The organism is Sulfuriferula sp., assembly GCF_054605375.1.
Window position 1 is genome coordinate 236,645 of the sequence record NZ_JBTSEG010000001.1, and the last position, 18,115, is coordinate 254,759.

Annotated in this window: 18 protein-coding genes; 13 read left to right on the forward strand and 5 right to left on the reverse strand. The window is 57.3% G+C overall.

The window, feature by feature from the left end; translation table 11 throughout:
* Positions 1 to 80 precede the first annotated feature (80 nt).
* Genes ACYCZJ_RS01230 through ACYCZJ_RS01270 form a run of 9 tightly spaced genes read left to right on the forward strand, consistent with a single transcriptional unit; the run spans position 81 to position 6,280 of the window.
* A complete protein-coding gene (locus ACYCZJ_RS01230) occupies positions 81 to 1,529 on the forward strand; it encodes an RNA polymerase factor sigma-54 (RefSeq protein WP_461552399.1) in 1,449 nt (482 codons plus the stop codon).
* Between the two features lie 18 nt (positions 1,530 to 1,547).
* On the forward strand, positions 1,548 to 1,883 hold the full coding sequence (gene hpf / locus ACYCZJ_RS01235; protein WP_461552400.1) for a ribosome hibernation-promoting factor, HPF/YfiA family: 336 nt from the start codon (positions 1,548 to 1,550) through the stop codon (positions 1,881 to 1,883).
* A gap of 9 nt (positions 1,884 to 1,892) precedes the next feature.
* Positions 1,893 to 2,348 (forward strand): PTS IIA-like nitrogen regulatory protein PtsN, encoded by a 456-nt coding sequence (ptsN, locus tag ACYCZJ_RS01240; protein WP_461552401.1) that lies wholly within the window; start codon positions 1,893 to 1,895, stop codon positions 2,346 to 2,348.
* A gap of 2 nt (positions 2,349 to 2,350) precedes the next feature.
* Complete coding sequence (hprK, locus tag ACYCZJ_RS01245; protein WP_461552472.1) at positions 2,351 to 3,292, forward strand: HPr(Ser) kinase/phosphatase; 942 nt, start codon at positions 2,351 to 2,353, stop codon at positions 3,290 to 3,292.
* Positions 3,292 to 4,125 (forward strand): RNase adapter RapZ, encoded by an 834-nt coding sequence (rapZ, locus tag ACYCZJ_RS01250; RefSeq protein WP_461552473.1) that lies wholly within the window; start codon positions 3,292 to 3,294, stop codon positions 4,123 to 4,125. The genes hprK and rapZ overlap by 1 nt, the downstream gene beginning before the upstream one ends.
* A complete protein-coding gene (locus tag ACYCZJ_RS01255; protein ID WP_461552402.1) occupies positions 4,122 to 4,496 on the forward strand; it encodes a NusG domain II-containing protein in 375 nt (124 codons plus the stop codon). The genes rapZ and ACYCZJ_RS01255 overlap by 4 nt, the downstream gene beginning before the upstream one ends.
* Positions 4,477 to 5,019 carry a Gx transporter family protein gene (locus ACYCZJ_RS01260; RefSeq protein WP_461552403.1) on the forward strand — a complete coding sequence of 181 codons (543 nt, stop codon included), beginning with the start codon at positions 4,477 to 4,479 and terminating at the stop codon, positions 5,017 to 5,019. The genes ACYCZJ_RS01255 and ACYCZJ_RS01260 overlap by 20 nt, the downstream gene beginning before the upstream one ends.
* Complete coding sequence (locus ACYCZJ_RS01265; RefSeq protein WP_461552404.1) at positions 5,016 to 5,642, forward strand: flavin prenyltransferase UbiX; 627 nt, start codon at positions 5,016 to 5,018, stop codon at positions 5,640 to 5,642. The genes ACYCZJ_RS01260 and ACYCZJ_RS01265 overlap by 4 nt, the downstream gene beginning before the upstream one ends.
* Before the next feature lie 47 nt (positions 5,643 to 5,689).
* On the forward strand, positions 5,690 to 6,280 hold the full coding sequence (locus ACYCZJ_RS01270; RefSeq protein WP_461552405.1) for an LON peptidase substrate-binding domain-containing protein: 591 nt from the start codon (positions 5,690 to 5,692) through the stop codon (positions 6,278 to 6,280).
* A gap of 67 nt (positions 6,281 to 6,347) precedes the next feature.
* Here ACYCZJ_RS01270 and ACYCZJ_RS01275 read toward each other — a convergent pair whose 3' ends face one another.
* From ACYCZJ_RS01275 to secB, 3 genes are read right to left on the reverse strand one after another with little or no spacing between them, the layout of a single operon-like run.
* Positions 6,348 to 7,337, reverse strand: coding sequence for an NAD(P)H-dependent glycerol-3-phosphate dehydrogenase (locus ACYCZJ_RS01275; RefSeq protein WP_461552406.1), 990 nt, complete (start codon positions 7,335 to 7,337; stop codon positions 6,348 to 6,350).
* Entirely contained in the window at positions 7,334 to 7,780 is a 447-nt protein-coding gene (locus ACYCZJ_RS01280) for an SH3 domain-containing protein (RefSeq protein ID WP_461552407.1), read from the reverse strand. Before ACYCZJ_RS01280 ends, ACYCZJ_RS01275 begins: the two co-directional genes overlap by 4 nt.
* Before the next feature lies 1 nt (position 7,781).
* A complete protein-coding gene (gene secB / locus ACYCZJ_RS01285; RefSeq protein WP_461552408.1) occupies positions 7,782 to 8,237 on the reverse strand; it encodes a protein-export chaperone SecB in 456 nt (151 codons plus the stop codon).
* A 162-nt stretch (positions 8,238 to 8,399) separates the two neighbouring features.
* Here secB and ACYCZJ_RS01290 point away from each other — a divergent pair, with 162 nt between their 5' ends.
* Entirely contained in the window at positions 8,400 to 10,187 is a 1,788-nt protein-coding gene (locus ACYCZJ_RS01290; RefSeq protein ID WP_461552409.1) for an ABC transporter ATP-binding protein/permease, read from the forward strand.
* 21 nt (positions 10,188 to 10,208) lie between these two features.
* Here the strand turns inward: ACYCZJ_RS01290 and ACYCZJ_RS01295 are convergent, their stop codons facing one another.
* On the reverse strand, positions 10,209 to 11,369 hold the full coding sequence (locus ACYCZJ_RS01295) for a mechanosensitive ion channel family protein (RefSeq protein WP_461552410.1): 1,161 nt from the start codon (positions 11,367 to 11,369) through the stop codon (positions 10,209 to 10,211).
* A 208-nt stretch (positions 11,370 to 11,577) separates the two neighbouring features.
* Between ACYCZJ_RS01295 and ACYCZJ_RS01300 the strand changes: the two genes are divergently transcribed.
* On the forward strand, positions 11,578 to 15,168 hold the full coding sequence (locus ACYCZJ_RS01300) for an EAL domain-containing protein (protein WP_461552411.1): 3,591 nt from the start codon (positions 11,578 to 11,580) through the stop codon (positions 15,166 to 15,168).
* Positions 15,169 to 15,186: 18 nt separating this feature from the next.
* Here ACYCZJ_RS01300 and ACYCZJ_RS01305 read toward each other — a convergent pair whose 3' ends face one another.
* Positions 15,187 to 17,355 carry a UvrD-helicase domain-containing protein gene (locus ACYCZJ_RS01305; protein ID WP_461552412.1) on the reverse strand — a complete coding sequence of 723 codons (2,169 nt, stop codon included), beginning with the start codon at positions 17,353 to 17,355 and terminating at the stop codon, positions 15,187 to 15,189.
* A gap of 104 nt (positions 17,356 to 17,459) precedes the next feature.
* On the opposite strand from ACYCZJ_RS01305, the gene ACYCZJ_RS01310 reads away from it, so the two are divergent.
* Together ACYCZJ_RS01310 and ACYCZJ_RS01315 are read left to right on the forward strand one after the other, a co-directional pair.
* Complete coding sequence (locus tag ACYCZJ_RS01310; protein ID WP_461552413.1) at positions 17,460 to 17,849, forward strand: rhodanese-like domain-containing protein; 390 nt, start codon at positions 17,460 to 17,462, stop codon at positions 17,847 to 17,849.
* Position 17,850: 1 nt separating this feature from the next.
* A complete protein-coding gene (locus tag ACYCZJ_RS01315; RefSeq protein WP_461552414.1) occupies positions 17,851 to 18,102 on the forward strand; it encodes a MoaD/ThiS family protein in 252 nt (83 codons plus the stop codon).
* The last annotated feature ends 13 nt before the right edge of the window (positions 18,103 to 18,115 follow it).

Genomic DNA, 18,115 nt, shown 5'->3' on the forward strand with positions numbered 1-18,115 from the left:
TCCTCTTTCCTCAAGTAAACAGCAACTATTCCGTAGATAGTCTTATCGTACGCAGCGGGCTTGGGACCTGATACCCAAACATGAAACACAGTTTACAACTCAAGCTATCACAGCACCTCACGTTGACGCCTCAACTGCAGCAGTCTATCCGGCTATTGCAATTGTCCACGCTTGAACTGAACCAGGAACTGGAGCAAATGCTCCAGGACAACCCGTTACTGGAGCGTGTGGACCATCTGGATGATGCAGATGCAGAACCCCCTCGTATCAACGGCAATGATCAAGAATCACGCAGCGAATCCCCCACCGAAACCAGCAGCGTTGCCGACAGCTCTCCGGAACCGGAAACGCGCGAACTGTCCGATATGGATTGGGAAAGCGAAGGCAATTATGGCGCGCCCGATGATGACGACGAAGACCGCGACTATCAGCAACCCTCCAGCGAAACTATTTCGCTGCGCGAGCATCTGGCCTGGCAGCTTAATCTCACGCCGCTGCTGGAACGTGACAAACGGCTGGTACTGCTGCTGATCGACGCATTGGACGAGGGCGGCTATCTGACTCAAAGCCTGCAGGATGTTCTCGAGATGTTACCGACGGAACTGGAAGTCGAGCTCGACGATCTGCAAATTGCACTAAAACATTTACAAAACCTGGAACCCACCGGCGTTGGCGCACGCAACCTGTCGGAATGCCTGACGCTGCAGTTACTGGCGCTGCCGGAAAATACACCGCATCGCGATTGCGCATTAACCATCACCAGCATTCATTTGAACGAACTGGCTTCGCGCGATTACAGCGGCTTGAAACGCAAGCTGCACTGCGATGACGATGAACTGCGCTCCGCCCGCGATCTGATTACCGGCCTTAATCCCAAACCCGGCGCCAGCTTTGGGGAATCCGATACACGTTACATCGTGCCGGATGTCATCGTCAAAAAAGTCAAAGGCCTATGGGTGGCAAGCCTCAATCCCGATGCCATGCCGAAGCTGCGCATCAACCGCATGTACGCAGACATTCTGTCGCGTAACCGCGATAGCAGCCACCAGCATCTGGCCAGCCAGATGCAGGAAGCCAAATGGCTGATCAAGAACGTCATGCAACGTTTCGATACGATACTTAGAGTATCGCAAAGCATTATTGACCGCCAGCGCCATTTCTTCGAACACGGCGAAGTGGCCATGCGCCCGCTGGTGCTGCGCGAGATCGCCGAGGTCGTGGAACTGCATGAATCCACCATTTCGCGCGTTACCACGCAAAAATTCATGATGACGCCACGTGGCATTTATGAACTTAAATACTTTTTCGGCAGTCATGTCAGTACCGAGACCGGGGGTGCCTGCTCTGCCACCGCCATCCGCGCACTGATCAAGCAACTCGTCGCCGCAGAAAACAGCAAGAAACCCCTATCCGACGGGCAGATAGCCGAGATGCTCGGCCAGCAAGGCATCGTGGTGGCACGCCGCACCATCGCCAAATACCGGGAATCCCTGCAAATATCGCCCGCCAGTCAGCGCAAGTCGCTTTAACCGCCCGAAAGGAGCAACATGAACCTCACCATTACCGGCCATCATCTGGAAATCACCCCTGCCATTCGCAGCTATGTCATCTCCAAAATGGAAAAAGTCAAACGTCACTTCGACCATGTCATCGACATCAATGTCATCATGACGGTGGAAAAGCTCAAACACATTGTGGAGGCCAACGTCCACCTGCGCGGCAAGGATATTTTCGTGCAGGCAGAAGATGCCGATATGTACGCGGCAATTGACGGCCTCACCGACAAACTCGACCGCCAGGTAGTCAAGCACAAGGAAAAATACGGCGATGTCCATCAGGCGCAAGGTGCCGTCAAACATCAAGCTTCCGACATACCCGAATAACCGGACAACATGAATCTGATTCTCGCGCTGCTGCCACCCACGCATATCCTGCTGGATGTGGAGGTCAGCAGCAAAAAGCGGCTGTTCGAGCAGGTGGCAGAGCTGTTCGAAGACAGTATTGCGCTCTCGCATGGCACGGTTTTCGACAGCTTGCTGGCGCGCGAAAAACTGGGATCAACCGCGCTCGGTCATGGCATCGCCATTCCGCATGGCCGTATCAAGGGCCTCAAACAGGCCAGCGGCGCGCTATTGCGCATGCGTACGCCAGTTGAATTTGATGCGCCGGACGACTTGCCGGTCACCATCCTGTTTACCCTGCTGGTGCCTGCGCAAGCCACCGACCAACATCTGCAAATCCTCGGCGAACTGGCGCAAATGTTCAGTGACAAGCTGTTGCGTGAAGCCCTTATGACGGCTCCCGATGCGGCATCCGTGCATGCCCTGATCGCAGCCTGGAGCGCCTGATGATCGCCTCGATTCCGGTCAGCCGGATGTATGAGGCAATGCGCCAGACCCTGGAACTCCACTGGCTGTCCGGCAAACAGGGTGGTGACCGCCAACTGGCTGGCGACACCGTGCAGAAACCCTCACTGGCGCTGGTCGGCCATCTCAATTTTGTTCATCCAAATCGCGTGCAGGTATTGGGGTGCGCGGAAATGGACTATCTGCGAGGACTCAATACGGAAGGGCTGGCCCAGGCCATTCGCAGCCTGTTTTCCACCGAACTGGCTGCCATCATTGTATCCAACGGCGAACCGGTGCCCCCGGATTTGCTGGCCACGTCCAAAGCCACTCAAACACCTTTGTTTACGTCGCCGCAGCCCAGTCCCCATCTTATGCCGGTACTGTCCCACTACCTCACCCAGGTATTGGCCGAATCCACCAGCGTGCATGGCGTCATGCTCGAAGTCATCGGCATCGGCGTCATGATTACCGGTGATGCGGCCGTCGGTAAAAGCGAGTTGGCGCTGGAACTGATCACACGCGGCCACCGCCTGATCGCTGATGACATGGTGGACATGTATAAAGTGGCACCGGAAACACTGGAAACCCATTGCCCACCCTTGTTACAGGATTTTCTGGAAGTGCGCGGCCTGGGTATCCTCAACATTCGCACCCTGTTCGGCGACACCGCTGTCAAGCTGCAAAAAAACCTCAAACTCATTGTGCATCTGAAAGCCCCTGAAGAAGAGGGGAGTGAAAGCGTTTCGAGACTCGACATGCACGCGTCGAGCGAAGTCATTCTTGGTGTCACTGTCCCCAAGGTGCGAATCCCGGTGGCCGCCGGACGCAACCTTGCAGTCCTGGTGGAAGTTGCTGCACGCAATCATATTCTGCGCATGCGCGGCATTAACAGTGCCGAACAGTTTCTCACCCGCCAGCAACATTTCATGGACAACAACCCATGATGCATTTGGTACTGATCAGCGGCCTGTCCGGTTCCGGCAAGAGCATTGCACTCAATGTACTGGAAGACGCGGGTTATTATTGCATCGACAATCTGCCGGCCAATCTGCTGCCGGAAACCATTCGCTTCCTGTCCGAACATGGATACGACAAGGCGGGCATCAGCGTCGATGCGCGTAGCGGCGAATCCTTCCTGGAACTACCTGGTCTGGTCACCGAATTGCGCAAGCAGGTAGACTTGCGTGTGATTTTTCTTGAATCCAAGATTGAAACACTGGTGCGGCGTTTTTCCGAAACACGGCGCCGTCATCCGCTTAGCAGCGACACGCGATCATTGCGGGAAGCCATCGTGCATGAGCGTGACCTGCTTGGCGACATTGCCGAACTCGGCCAGCGCATCGACACCAGCGACCTGTCCACCAACAGCCTGCGTGCCTGGATCAAGGATATTATCGCGCTGGAAAACGCCAGCTTCACGCTGCTGTTCACTTCATTCGGATTCAAGCATGGCATCCCGCTTGATGCCGACCTGGTATTCGACGTGCGCTGCCTGCCCAATCCGCACTATGACCCCAAGCTGCGCCCGCAAACCGGGCGCGATGCCGATGTCATCGCCTTTCTTGATGGCCTGGCCGAAGTCGCCGACATGCTTGCCGACATTCGTACTTATGTCGCCAAATGGCTGCCCTGCTACATTGCCGACAATCGCGCTTATCTGACCGTTGCCATTGGTTGTACCGGAGGTCAGCATCGTTCAGTGTATTTTGCGGAACATCTTGCAGCGCACTTTTCGACCACTCAGCAAACCTTGGTACGCCACCGGGAGCTGGCTTGAAATATCATCACCTGCTGCGCTCCGGCGACTGGGTGGTGCTGGCGACAGGTAGTGTCCTCGTTGCGGGCTTGGTATTCACATTCTGGTTTGGCGCACCGGGGCAACGTCTGGTCATCAGGCACGGTGGTCAGCTATTTCTGGAAACCTCGCTCAACCACCCGCGCACGATTGATGTGCCCGGCCCGCTGGGGACCACCCGCGTCGAAATCGCCGACCATCGCGCACGCGTGGTGTCCGACCCCGGCCCGCGTCAGCTCTGTGTGCATCAGGGCTGGTTGAGCCGCGCCGGCCAAACGGCCATCTGCCTGCCCAATCAGGTCAGCGTGGAAATCGCTGGACGCGTAAAAAGCTATGACAGCCTTAACTATTAAACTCAATGCCAGCCCGGAAGATCACCGCATCGCACGCATGGCGGCGCTGGCGATCGGCCTGACCTTGATGGAAGCTGCGCTGCCCTCGCCGCTGCCCGGCGTCAAACCCGGGCTGGCTAATATCGTTACTCTGCTGGTACTGAAACAGCATGGCATGCGCACCGCAGCATGGGTCTCGGCTTTGCGGGTAATCGCCGGCAGCCTGCTGTTGGGCAGCTTCCTCACCCCCGGATTTTTTCTCAGTGCAGCCGGTGCAATTACCAGTCTGGCAGTATTGTGGCTGGCGCAGCACCTGCCTGAGCATTTGTTCGGCGCGGTCAGCCTGAGTGTCCTGGCTGCCTTTGCACACATTGCCGGGCAAATGGCGATTGTTTATTTCTGGCTGATTCCCACCGCTGGCGTGCTCTATCTGACGCCCGTATTTGCAGCGGCCGCATTGGTGTTTGGACTGGTCAACGGGCTGGTAGCTGCACACCTGCTGGCTACGCCCGTGCCGGTCACTATCTCCCGGGAGACTGCATGAATCCACCCCGTACCGTCACGCTTGCCCTGACCGGCGCGTCCGGCATGCCTTATGGCCTGCGCCTGCTGGAATGTCTGCTGCAGGCGGACATACAGGTTTATCTGCTGGCTTCCAGCGCCGCGCATATCGTTGCCAAACAGGAACTGGATCTTGCCCTGCCCGCGCGCACGGCTGAACTGGAATCCTTTCTCAGTCAGCGCTATCACGCCCAACCGGGCCAGCTGCGCGCATTTGGCCGCGAGGAATGGTTTGCGCCGGTCGCTTCCGGCTCGAATCCGGCGGATGCCATGGTGGTATGTCCTTGCACCATGGGCACGCTGGCGGCGATTGCCCAAGGCCTGGCCGACAACCTCATCGAGCGCGCTGCAGACGTCGCCATCAAGGAACAGCGCAAGCTGATCCTGGTGCCGCGTGAAACACCCTATTCCGCATTACATCTGGAAAACATGTTGAAGCTGGCGCGGCTCGGCGCAATCATCCTGCCGCCCAACCCCGGCTTCTACCATCATCCGCAAAGCATTGAGGATCTGGTGGATTTTGTGGTCGCGCGCATTCTCGACCATCTCCATATCCAGCATCAATTGATGGCGCGCTGGGGGGACGGGAAAGGTGACATGACTTGAATTGGTTCAAGAAAAACATACCCCTGATATTTGATCGGAAACATCACGTGCAAACCCTGGAAATCCCAATTTTTACCCTGAATACGGTGCTCTATCCGGACAGCCTACTGCCGCTGAAAATTTTCGAGCAACGCTACATGGACATGGCCAAAGCCTCCATGAAAGATCAATTGCCGTTTGGTGTATGCCTGATTCAGAGCGGCGAAGAAACCGGTGCGCCGGCGACGCCTCATGATGTCGGCACGCTGGCGCGTATCATCAGTTGGGATATGCCGCAGTTGGGAATATTGCACATTACGGCGCAGGGCGAGCAGCGCTTCTTGATCGAAAGCAGCCAAGCCGGCACCAATGGCCTGGTCAGCGCCCAGGTGAATCTGATCTCCCAGGAAGCCACCCAGCCAGTGCCGCCCGAATTTTCGGCGTGCCAGAATGTGCTGCGCCACATTATCGAAGAACTGGGTGAATCCCACTTTACGCCGTTGCAAATGGACGATGCCGCCTGGGTCGGCTTCCGGCTGGCCGAGACTCTGCCGATCAAGCCCTCCGCCAAACAGGATTTGCTGGAAATGAACGACAGCCTGATGCGCCTGAAAATATTGCTCGGTTTTCTCAAACACCAGGGTTTGGCAGAAGGCTGAATCACGCCCAATAACCGGTGCTCCGCAAGCACTGCAAAAGCTCGGCCCGCTATGGCCGGGGTTCGCTCTACAGGCTTTCCTCCTTGCGGTCACGACTCAATAAATCATCCACCACGGCACGCGGTGACACGCCTTCGTAGAGTATCTGGCACACTGCGCGGGCAATCGGCATGTCGACGTCCAGCGAGGTCGCCAATCGATCCACTTCGCGGGTGGTGGTAACGCCTTCCGCGATGTGACCGAGCGCGCGCAGAATAACCTCCAGGCTCTCTCCACCAGCCAGTCGCAAGCCAAGCTGGCGGTTGCGCGACAGGTCGCCGGTACAGGTCAGGATGAGATCGCCCATGCCGGTAAGCCCCATAAAGGTTTCCATCTGGCCGCCCAAGGCCAAACCGAGACGGCTGATTTCGGCCACACCACGGGTAATCAGCGCGGCACGGGCGTTATGGCCGAAATGCAACCCATCGGAAATACCGGCAGCGATGGCAATGACATTCTTCAATGCGCCACCCAGTTCAACGCCGATCACATCGTTGCTGGTATAGACGCGCAAACGGCCGCCATGCAGTGCAGCGGCCGCCTCTCGCAATGCCGACGTATCGCTTGCCGCCAGGGTAAGCGCTGTCGGTAGCCCGGTGGCGACTTCCTGAGCGAAGCTGGGGCCGGATAACACGCCGCGCGGCACATTATCTGGCAGTTCTTCCTGCGCTACCTGATGCGGCAGCTTCATGGTGCCGGTTTCAAAACCCTTGCAAACCCAAATCACCGGCACGCGCTGATTCAATCCCGGCAATTGTTTCAATACACTGCGAAATGCGCCACTGGGCGTTGCCACCAGAATCAGTCCTGCCTGCGCCACTGCAGCAGGCAGATCGGCGCTGAGGACAATCCGCTCAGGCAAGGTGATATCGGGCAGATAACGCGAATTGATGCGCGCCGCTTTCATGCCGGCAACCAGATCGGCATCGCGCGCCCACAGCGTGACTTCGTGACGGGAAGCAAGCGCCACCGCCAGCGCGGTACCCCAGGCACCCGCGCCGAGGATAGCGATATTCATACGCCCCACATCTGGTCGAGCTTGACGTAGCCGGTACTATTGTTGGGCAACAGTACGCGTGCCCAGCCACCGGGCAGGGTTGCCTGCCATTCCAGCATGACACCTTTTGCAGCGCGGGCGGCAAGGGGCGCGTTATCCTGCGCGGCGCTGCGTATATCGGCCTGCGCGGCGGTCACTACCAGCATGCGCTTGCTGGCAGCGGCCACTTTATCGGCCTCGATCCATGCCAGCGCACCACTGCTATCGCGTACTTTCAACCAGTTATCCACGCTTACCACCACATCTACCGGATAACCATTGCCGACCACAAACAGCTTCTTGGCCATGAGGGAAGGAGCGTCATATAAAATCGCCACCGGCGCGTCAACCGAGCGGTAATCGATCGCTTGCGCAGGCAGTGCGAACAATGCAGATAGCAGCAGTACCGGACGTAGCTGTTTCATATCAGTTGAGCGGCGTGCCCGGCGCCGGGGCTTGCTGCTGTTGCATGTACATGGCTTCAAAATTAACCGGATTGAGGATAACCGGCGGGAACCCGGCACGGCTCACCACATCCGAGATGGTCTCGCGCAAATAAGGGAAAACGATGTTCGGGCAGCCAATGCCCAGCACCGCATCCATCTGGTCGGCAGGCACATTTTCGATACGAAAAATTCCCGCCTGGGCAGTTTCCACCAGAAACATGATCTTTTCGCCAAGCTTGGCGGTAATGGTCGCCGTGAGCACGATTTCAAACACTCCGTCTCCCACATTGGTATTCTGCGTGGCAAGCTGCACGTCGATCTGTGGCGCTTCACGCTCGAGAAAAATTTGCGGCGCATTGGGCACCTCGACCGACATATCCTTGACGTAAAGTTTCTCGATGCCGAACACGGCTTGCTGCGGATCCTGCTCACTCATGGTCATTCCCTGATGGTCAAAGCGTTAATTTTAACCCGGCCGGGCTGCATTTGTGTGACCGGTTTACCGGTAATGCGTTCGATAGCGGTTGAATCTTTATCGCATCGCCGCTGTCTGTTGCTTCGGCAGCCATCAAACATCTCTCCGCAAAGGTATAAGAATATGGATTGGAACCATGAACTCCTGGACAGTATCGTCTGGCTTGGCAAGGCGTTTGCCATCAGCATGCTGGGCATGACGGCAGGCGTTGCGCTGCTCGGCAGCTTTACGGCCTGGGGACGGCAATTCCGTCGTCTTACCTGGGAATTTTTTAATCCTAAGCGCAAGCTTTGGCCACTCGCCGGTCTGGCGCTGATCGTGCTGATGACCCTGTTTTCAGTACGCATGAACGTGCTGTTTTCATTCTGGTATAACGGTTTTTATACCGCCATGCAGAAACTCGACGCCAAGGCATTCTGGTTCATGCTGCTGGTGTTCGCGATCCTGGCAACGGTACACGTGACGCGCACGCTGTTCAACTTTTATCTGCGCCAGGCATTCCTGATTCACTGGCGCGCATGGCTGACCGACAATCTGATCGAACGCTGGCTGGCGCACCAGGGCTATCATCGCAGCCAGTATGTCCCCAATGCGCCTGATAACCCGGACCAGCGTATCCAGCAGGACGTAGAGAGCTTTGTCAGCAGTTCGCTCGACCTGTCGATGGGCCTGCTGGATTCCGTAGTCTCGCTGTTTGCATTCACCATCATTCTATGGGGACTGTCGGGTGCGCTGGCGCTGTTTGGTTACGAGATTCCTCGCGCCATGGTTTTTCTGGTCTATATCTACGTCATTGTGGCCACCGTGTTTGCAGTATGGATCGGGCGCCCGCTGATCCGCCTCAGCTTCCTGAGTGAACAACTCAACGCCAACTTCCGCTACGCACTGATCCGCATGCGCGAATACGGAGAGAGCATCGCTTTCTTTCGCGGCGAAACCGTCGAGCGCGGCAATCTGCTGACCCGTTTTGCCGGTGTCATCCACAATATGTGGGCGATCGTTTATCGCTCGCTTAAATTCCAGGGTTTCAACCTCGCCATCAGCCAGACTGCCGTCGTGTTTCCGTTTATCGTTCAGGCGCCGCGCCTGCTCAGCAAGCAGATTACGCTGGGGGACATGATGCAGACCGCACAGGCCTTCGGCCAGGTGCAGGACGCGCTGTCCTTTCTGCGCAGTTCATACGACTCATTCGCCAGTTATCGCGCCGTACTGATTCGCCTGACCGGCTTTCTCGACAGCATGGATGCCGCCGCTCTGCTCCCCTCCGCGCATATCGTACCCAGCCAGCACAACGTCACCATTGAAGCGCTCACGGTGCGCACCCCGACACAAGTTGCGCTGGTGGAAAACCTCAACCTCAGCCTGACCGCCAACACCGCACTGCTGATACGCGGCCGCTCGGGCATCGGCAAAACCACCCTGTTACGCGCAGTCGCCGGTCTGTGGCCTTATGTGGACGGCAATGTGACGCGCCCGGTTGAACAGCAGGCGCTATTTCTGCCGCAAAAACCCTACCTGCCGCTCGGTAGCTTGCGCGGTGCGTTGTATTACCCGGCCAGCCCGGTGATGGGTGAGCAGGCCGCGCATGTGCTGCAACAATGTCATCTGGGTCATCTTGCCGCACGGCTCGACGAAACTGCGGACTGGGGCAGCATCCTGTCGCTGGGCGAGCAGCAGCGCCTGGCTATCGGACGCACCCTGCTGGGGCAACCGCAGGTGGTATTTCTGGACGAAGCCAGCTCGGCCATGGACGAAGGCCTCGAACACACCATGTACCGGCTGTTGCGCGAGGCATTGCCCGGATCGATTCTGGTCAGCGTAGGCCACCGCAGCAGCTTGCTGGAATTCCATACTCAGGAATTAACGCTGCTGGGTGAGGGCAAGTGGCAACTCAACTCATTGCCTTTGTGAAAAATTCCCCCGCAAGGGGCCCTAATCAGGAACTTCCAAACTGGGGGGCTGCTTGATCGCATTTGATTCACCCAGACCTGCCTGAGGGGGCGGTGGGGCGGGCTGGGGCGATGCCGGATGCTGTTCGGTACGATCAATCCCGGCGCGGACACGCGGCAAGCATTCCGGATATTCTCGCTGCACAAAATCGATCAACGCCTCGCGCACACGACAAGACAAATCCCATCTGCGCGACGCATCTGCCGCACTGATCAGCGCCCGCACCTGCATGGCATGTTCGTTGCTATCGACAACCTGAATCAGGGACACACGCTGGTCCCATTCCGGTGCTGACTGACATACCCGCAGCAATTCAGCGCGCAAAGGCGCCAACGGCAAGCGATAATCAAACCAGAAAAATATCGTACCGAGCAGCTCTGAGGTGGCGCGCGTCCAGTTTTCGAACGGGTGTTCGATTACCCATTGCAATGGCACGATCAGGCGCCGTTCATCCCATATTTTCACCACCACATAACTCGACGTGATCTCCTCGATGCGGCCCCATTCGTTTTCCATGATGACCACATCGTCGAGCCGGATCGGCTGGGTCAGCGCAATCTGCAAACCGGCAATGAGATTACCCAGCACCGGACGGGCGGCAATGCCGGCGGCGATACCAGCCACACCGGCCGACGCCAATAGACTGGCGCCAATCTGACGCATGCCTGGCAATACCATCAATGCCGAAGCCAGACCGATCAGCAAAACAAAAAACATCACCGTGCGTGCCAGAACCCGGGCTTGGGTCTGTATTTTCCGGGCCTGGATATTGTCGCTGACATCGGTCGGGTTAAGCCGCAGTACGGCTTCTCCCACACCGGCAATGGCACTCATCACCAGCCAGGTAATCGACAGCGTCAATAAAATCGCTACCAGATCGCTGAACATGGCTTGATGCCGCAATCCTTCCAGCGCAGCGGGCAGGGCCAGTTTCAGCGCCAGCAAGGGCAGCACCAGCCTGGCAGGGTGCGCCGTGTAATCCACCACCACACCCGCCACCGCGCTGGCGCGCGTAACCCGGCGCAGCGTCGCGTAAATGACCGTATATACGATCAGCATCGCAACCACGGCACCTATCGTTACCAGCACGAAGGTCAGCCAAGGATAAGCCTGGATGCCCCTTAATAAATAGGTCAGCTGCATTTTCCCCCCGGAATTTCTGTAGGCACAGCAATTTAGTGTACCGGATGGGTCAGCAGTTCACCGCCAAAGGGATTGGAGGTTGAATACGGTGCCCCATACAGGCTCAATCCTGGCTGCTCCTGTCCCAAACATACCTGCCCGGACGCGTTTGTCCTACCGATCGTTAGTAGGCATAATAAATCCACAAACTCGCCAAAATACGACCCTAGTGATCCTACCGCCTGGCATACAGCCCGCATCCGGCAACTTTATTCCCCACGGTATCGCCATACTGCTTGCCGGCGCGACCACATCCACACTATGGTCATTCACTACTACCCTACTATTGGCGTTGCTGGTGACGCCAGCCCTGGCTACCGGTAATGCGCCTTTCGGGCAGGCGAAAGTACCTACCCGTACCGCCATCACCGTGGTCATGGACGATAACTACCCACCTTATGTGTTTCGGGATGCCGATGGCACGCTTACCGGATATCTGATCGACAGCTGGGCGCTGTGGGAGAAAAAAACCGGCGTTCATGTCAATCTGCTCGCCACCGATTGGAAAACCGCCCAGCAACGCATGATGACGCGTCACGCCGATGTGATCGATACTGTCTTCCGCACACCGGAACGGGAACGCACCCTGGATTTCACACCGCCTTATGAGCAGATTCCGGTGGCCATTTATGCTTATTCGCACATCGGTGGCATCACCGACCTGAATACGCTGCGCGGTTTTATGGTCGGCGTAAAAGTCGGCGATGCCTGCGTTGATAAACTGGAAGCCGCCGGAATCAGGGATCTGCAACCCTATGCCAGCTATGCCGCGTTGATTGATGCAGCGGTCGCAAAAAAAGTCAGGGTATTCTGCATGGACGAACCTCCGGCAAATTATCTGCTATATCACGCGCAGGCCGAACATGAGTTCAACAAGGCATTCCGCTTGTATACCGGCCAGTTCCATCGCGCAGTCCATAAAGGCGATACCGCAACATTAGCCCTGGTTGAACGCGGTTTCGCCGCCTTCACGCCCGCAGAACGACTGGCGCTGCACGACAAGTGGATGGGTAGCAGGCTGGGCGCTTCGGGCTATGGCCGCTATGTGGGCTATGCCCTGCTGGGGATGGCCCTCATTGGCGGCGTGCTGGTGTTATGGATTTTCACCCTGCGACGCGTCGTCAAGCAACACACGGCGCAACTGGAAATAGAACGCACTCACCTGCAGGTATTGATCAAAAGTATCCCCGACCTGATCTGGCTGAAAAATCCGGATGGCGTATATCTCTCTTGCAACCCGATGGTTGAACGCCTCTTTGGTGCCTCAGAAGCGGAGATCATCGGCAAGACCGATTATGATTTCGCCGACAAGACATTGGCAGATTCATTTCGCGAACACGACCGTGAAGCCCTCGCGGCAAACAGACCCAGGATCAACGAGGAGTGGCTGCATTTTGCTGCCGACAATTCTGAAGGCCTGTTTGAAACCATTAAAACCTCTATCCGCGATGTCAAAGGCAAACCGATTGGCGTGCTGGGGATTGCCCGCGACATCACCGAACGCAAAGCAGCCGAAATAAAAATCCGGCGATTGACCTGGCTTTATGCTGCATTGAGCCAATGCAATCAGGCCATCGTGCACAGCACTACGGCCGAAGAACTCTATCCGCAGATTTGCCGGGCTGCAGTGCAATTCGGCGGCATGAAAATGGCCTGGATCGGCATTGTGGACAGGCAAAGCCTGCAAGTAGTCCCGGTTGCCTTTTACGGCGACGAGAATAAGTATCTCGAAACAATCCGGATTTCCGTGGATGCCGACAGCCCTTTCGGGCGTGGCCCCACCGGGACCGCCATCCGCGAAGACCGGCCGTTCTGGTGTCAGGATTTTCTGAATGATCCATATACAGCTCCCTGGCATGAACATGCGGCACGCTCGGGCTGGAGAAGTGTGGCCTCCTTGCCCTTGCATCGCAATGGCACCCCCATCGGCGCCATTAGTTTTTATGTCGACACGCTCAATGCGTTTGACGAAGAGGTTCGCAATCTGCTGCTGGAACTGGCCATTGATATCGATTTCGCGCTGGACAATCTTGACCGCGCAGCGGAACACAAACGTGTCGAGAAAGGGCGAGATGAGGCACTGGATCGTTTACAGAAAATTGCCAGCCGGGTACCCGGTGTAGTCTATCAATACAAACAATTCTGCGATGGCCGCTCCTGCTTTCCGTTTGCCAGCGAAGCCTTCCATCAAATATTCCGTATCCACCCGGAAGCGGTGCGTGAGGATGCCTCGCAAGTATGGACGCTCCTCCACCCGGATGATCTTGGCGTTGTGGCAGGCTCTATCCATGAATCCGCGCGTGACCTGACGCCATGGCACCAGGAATTCAGGGTGCAATTTGATGATGGCACGATACGTTGGCTCTACAGCAATGCCGTGCCGCAACGGGAAGCAGACGAGTCAGTGCTGTGGCACGGATTCATCTCCGACATTACCGAACGCAAGCAAACCGAAGAACACATCCAGTGGCTGGCGCATTTCGATTTGCTCACCGGGCTACCCAACCGGCCGCTGCTCAATGATCGCATCAAGTCCGCCATCAGCATGGCACAGCGCAACCATACCCAGCTGGCAGTGCTGTTCCTCGACCTTGATCACTTCAAGAACGTCAATGACACGCTCGGTCACCATGCAGGCGACCAATTGCTGATCGAGGTGGCAAACCGCCTGCAACAAGTGGTTCGTGATGAAGACACGGTTTCGCGCCTGGGGGGCGACGAATTTGTGCTGCTGCTGCCGGGTACAGATGCCAAAGGGGCTGCCCATGTGGCCGGAAAACTTCTGCAGGCGGTCGCTCAAAGCTATCAAATAGAACAACACGAATTGACTGTGACCCCATCCATCGGTGTTGCCCTGTATCCGGGCGACGGAGAAGATTTTGAAATCCTGTGCAGGCGTGCCGACATTGCCATGTATCGCGCCAAGCGCGACGGGCGCAATAATTTCCGCTTTTTCACTTCGGAAATGCAGGCAAGTTCGGCACGCAACATGCAGCTTGAAAATGCCTTGCGCAGGGCGCTGGAACGCGATCAGCTGTATTTGCATTATCAGCCGCAGATGGGCTTGCCGGACGGGCGCATTGTCGGCGCGGAAGCGTTGTTACGCTGGAAACATCCAGAATTGGGGGTTATTTCCACTGCAGAATTTATCCCGATTGCAGAAGACAGTGGCCTTATTCTGCCGATTGGCGAATGGGTCCTGCGCAGTGCAACCGCTCAACTGAAACGCTGGATCGACAATGGCATGGAACCCATGGTGGTTGCCGTCAATCTTTCCGCGGTCCAGTTTCACAATACCGATTTGCCGCAGTTGATTACGCAAATTCTTGAGGAAGCCGATCTGCCCGCGCAGTATCTGGAGCTTGAGTTAACCGAAGGGGTTGCCATGGATGATCCGCTCGCGGCCATTGCGGTAATGGACAAGCTGCATGAACGCGGCATCCGCATGTCCATCGACGATTTTGGTACCGGCTATTCTTCGCTCAGCTACCTCAAGCGCTTGCAGGTCTACAAAATCAAGATCGACCAGTCCTTCGTGCGCGACATTACGATAGACAAGGAAGACAAAGCCATTGTCGACGCAATTATCAGCCTGGCCAGAAGCCTCGGTTTGAAAACCATCGCCGAAGGCGTGGAAACCAGGCAGCAACTGGACTTTCTGCGTGATAAGGGGTGTCATGAAATACAAGGTTATTACTACAGCAAACCACTGCCAGCCGATGAGTTCGAAGCCTTTGTGCGCGCCCAGGCGCGCAACTGATCTCCGTCACGCCGGCTCTCAAGCCGGTTCCAGCTTGGCATATTCGAGTGCCAGCCACTTCATCCCGTTCGCGCCGCCGAAATTGATTTGCACGCGCGTGTCGTCGCCCTGCCCTTCCACGTTGACCACCACACCCACGCCGAATTTGGCATGGCGCACATTCATGCCGATACGCCAGGGTGAAGTATTGGCCGATCGCATTGCCGAAGCAGGCACCGCGTAGCCAGGGTAAGTACTGGCGGCGCTGGATGCGCGCTTGGCATTAACCAGCTTCAACAATGCCGGCGGTAATTCGCCGATAAAGCGCGACACGATGCCATAGCGCGTTTGCCCATGCAGCATGCGGCTTTGCGCATGGCTTAAATACAGTCTGCGGCGCGCGCGGGTGATCGCCACATACATCAGGCGGCGCTCTTCCTCGATGCCGTCCTGCTCGTTCATGGACTGCTCGTGCGGGAACAAGCCCTCTTCCAGCCCGCCCAGGAACACCGCATGGAATTCCAGCCCCTTGGCGGCGTGCACGGTCATCAGTTGCAGCGCATCGGTGCCCGCGCCAGCCTGGTGGTCGCCCGCTTCCAGCGCGGCGTGAGCAAGAAAGCTCGCCAGCGGACCGCCGACTTCGTCTAGTTCGGCCATCGCCTCAGGGTCGTTGGTGTATACAGTAGCCGCGTTAATCAGTTCGTTGAGGTTTTCCAGCCGGTCGGCGCCTTCTTTTTCGGCCAGATAATGCGCCGCCAGGCCGCTGGCATGCAGCATGTGTTCGATCACTTCCGGCAGCGGCAGTCCCTGCGTCGCGTCCTGCATGGCCTGCATCAAGGCGACGAAGCCGGGCAAGCCTTTGGCGCTGTCCTTGCTGGCGTCGGCCTTGGCGCGCGCGGCCTGCCACAGGCTCATCCCGCCTACCTGGGCAGCGTCGGCCAATTGTTCCAGCGTGCGTGCGCCGATACCGCGAGTAGGAAAATTCACCACGCGGCTGAACGCACCGTCGTCATCCGGGTTGGCCAGCAGGCGCAGATAAGCCAGCGCATGCTTGACTTCCTGGCGCTCGAAAAAACGTAGACCGCCGTACACGCGATACGCCACCCCGGCGCTGAACAGCGCATGTTCCAGCACGCGCGACTGGGCGTTGGACCGATACAGCAGCGCCATATCCACCAGCGCCGTGCCTTCGCGCTGCAGCGCCTTGACTTCCTCGACGATGAAGCCGGCTTCTTCCTGATCGTTGTATGCCTCGAATACGCGGATCGGTTCACCGCTGCCCTCCGCGGTCCACAAATTCTTGCCGAGACGCGACTGATTCTGCGTGATAAGGGCGTTGGCGGCGTCGAGAATATTGCCGTGGCTGCGGTAGTTCTGTTCCAGCTTGATCACGTTATCGCCAGCGTAATCGCGCTGGAATTCATTCATGTTGCCGGTATGCGCGCCACGGAAAGCATAGATCGACTGGTCGTCGTCACCCACCGCCATCAGCACAGATTGTGCGCCAGCAAACTGTTTCAACCAGCGGTATTGCAGGCGGTTGGTGTCCTGAAACTCATCCACCAGAATATGGCGGAAACGCTCCTGATAATGCGCACGCAGCACATCGTTGCGCGCCAGCAGTTCGTAGGAGCGCAGCAGCAGTTCCGGGAAATCGACCACGCCTTCGCGGTTGCACTGCTCGTCGTAGGCCGCGTAAAACTCCACCAGACGCCGCGTGTAAGGGTCGAACACCTCGATTTGCTGGGGACGCAGGCCGGCTTCCTTGTTGCCGCTGATAAAATATTGCACCTTCTTCGGCTCGAATTTTTCGGTATCCACGTTCAGCGCCTTGAGCAGGCGTTTGACTGCGGAAAGCTGATCCGAGGTATCCAGAATCTGGAACAGCTGCGGCAACCCCGCCTCGCGATGGTGGGTACGCAGCAAACGGTTGGACAAACCATGGAAAGTGCCAGCCCACATGCCGCGCGTATTGATCGGCAACATGGCCGTCAGGCGCGTCAGCATTTCCTTGGCGGCCTTGTTGGTAAAGGTCACCGCCAGAATGCCCAGTGGCGAAACCTGTCCGGTTTGAATCAGCCAGGCGATGCGTGTGGTCAGTACGCGCGTCTTGCCGCTGCCGGCGCCGGCCAGAATCAGCGCGGACTGGCCCGGCAGAGTCACGGCGGCAAGTTGCTCTGGGTTGAGCCCGTCGAGTAGGGAGGTCATGTTAGACTTTCGGATGGCGATTATTTCAAAAAATCCGTGCGGCGCACGATTCAATTGAGTGCCGCGCACACTTTTCATATTCATTCAGTAAGCAAGGATTATATATGCCCAGGCAACTCGGCTGTTTTATTAAAGAAGCACGCAGCCATATCGAAGAGTGGGATGCCGAATCCGCCCATGAAAATCTGCAAGCCGGCGATGTGCTGGTGGTCGATGTGCGCGAAGCCGACGAATTCCGGCAAGGGCACGTACAGGGCGCGATCAACATCCCGCGCGGCCTGCTCGAAGGCGCCGCCGACCCGGGCTACAAGCACCGCGACCCGCGCCTGTGCAACGCCCGCGACAAAACCATCCTGCTCTACTGCCAGGCCGGCGGACGCTCGGCGATGGCGACGTGGGTGTTGAAGCAAATGGGTTTTGAGCACGTCTACAATATGGCCGGCGGACTGGAATGCTGGGAAGCCGAAGGCCTGGAACTGGAACTGGAGCCATAACATGCTGCGTATTCTGTATTTCGGTCATCTGGTCGATGCGCTCGACAGCGTCGCTGAAGATTTCGAGCTGCCGCAAACCCAAACCAGCGTGGCTGACCTGTGCGCCATCCTGGCCGAGCGCGGGGCTGTCTGGCATGAGGCACTGGTCGGCAACAAGTCGCTCAAAATCACCGTCAATAAACAGTTTGTCGATGCCGACAGCCTGCTCAAGGACGGTGACGAAGTCGCCTTTGTCGCTTTCATGGTGGGCTGAACATGGGCTCAGG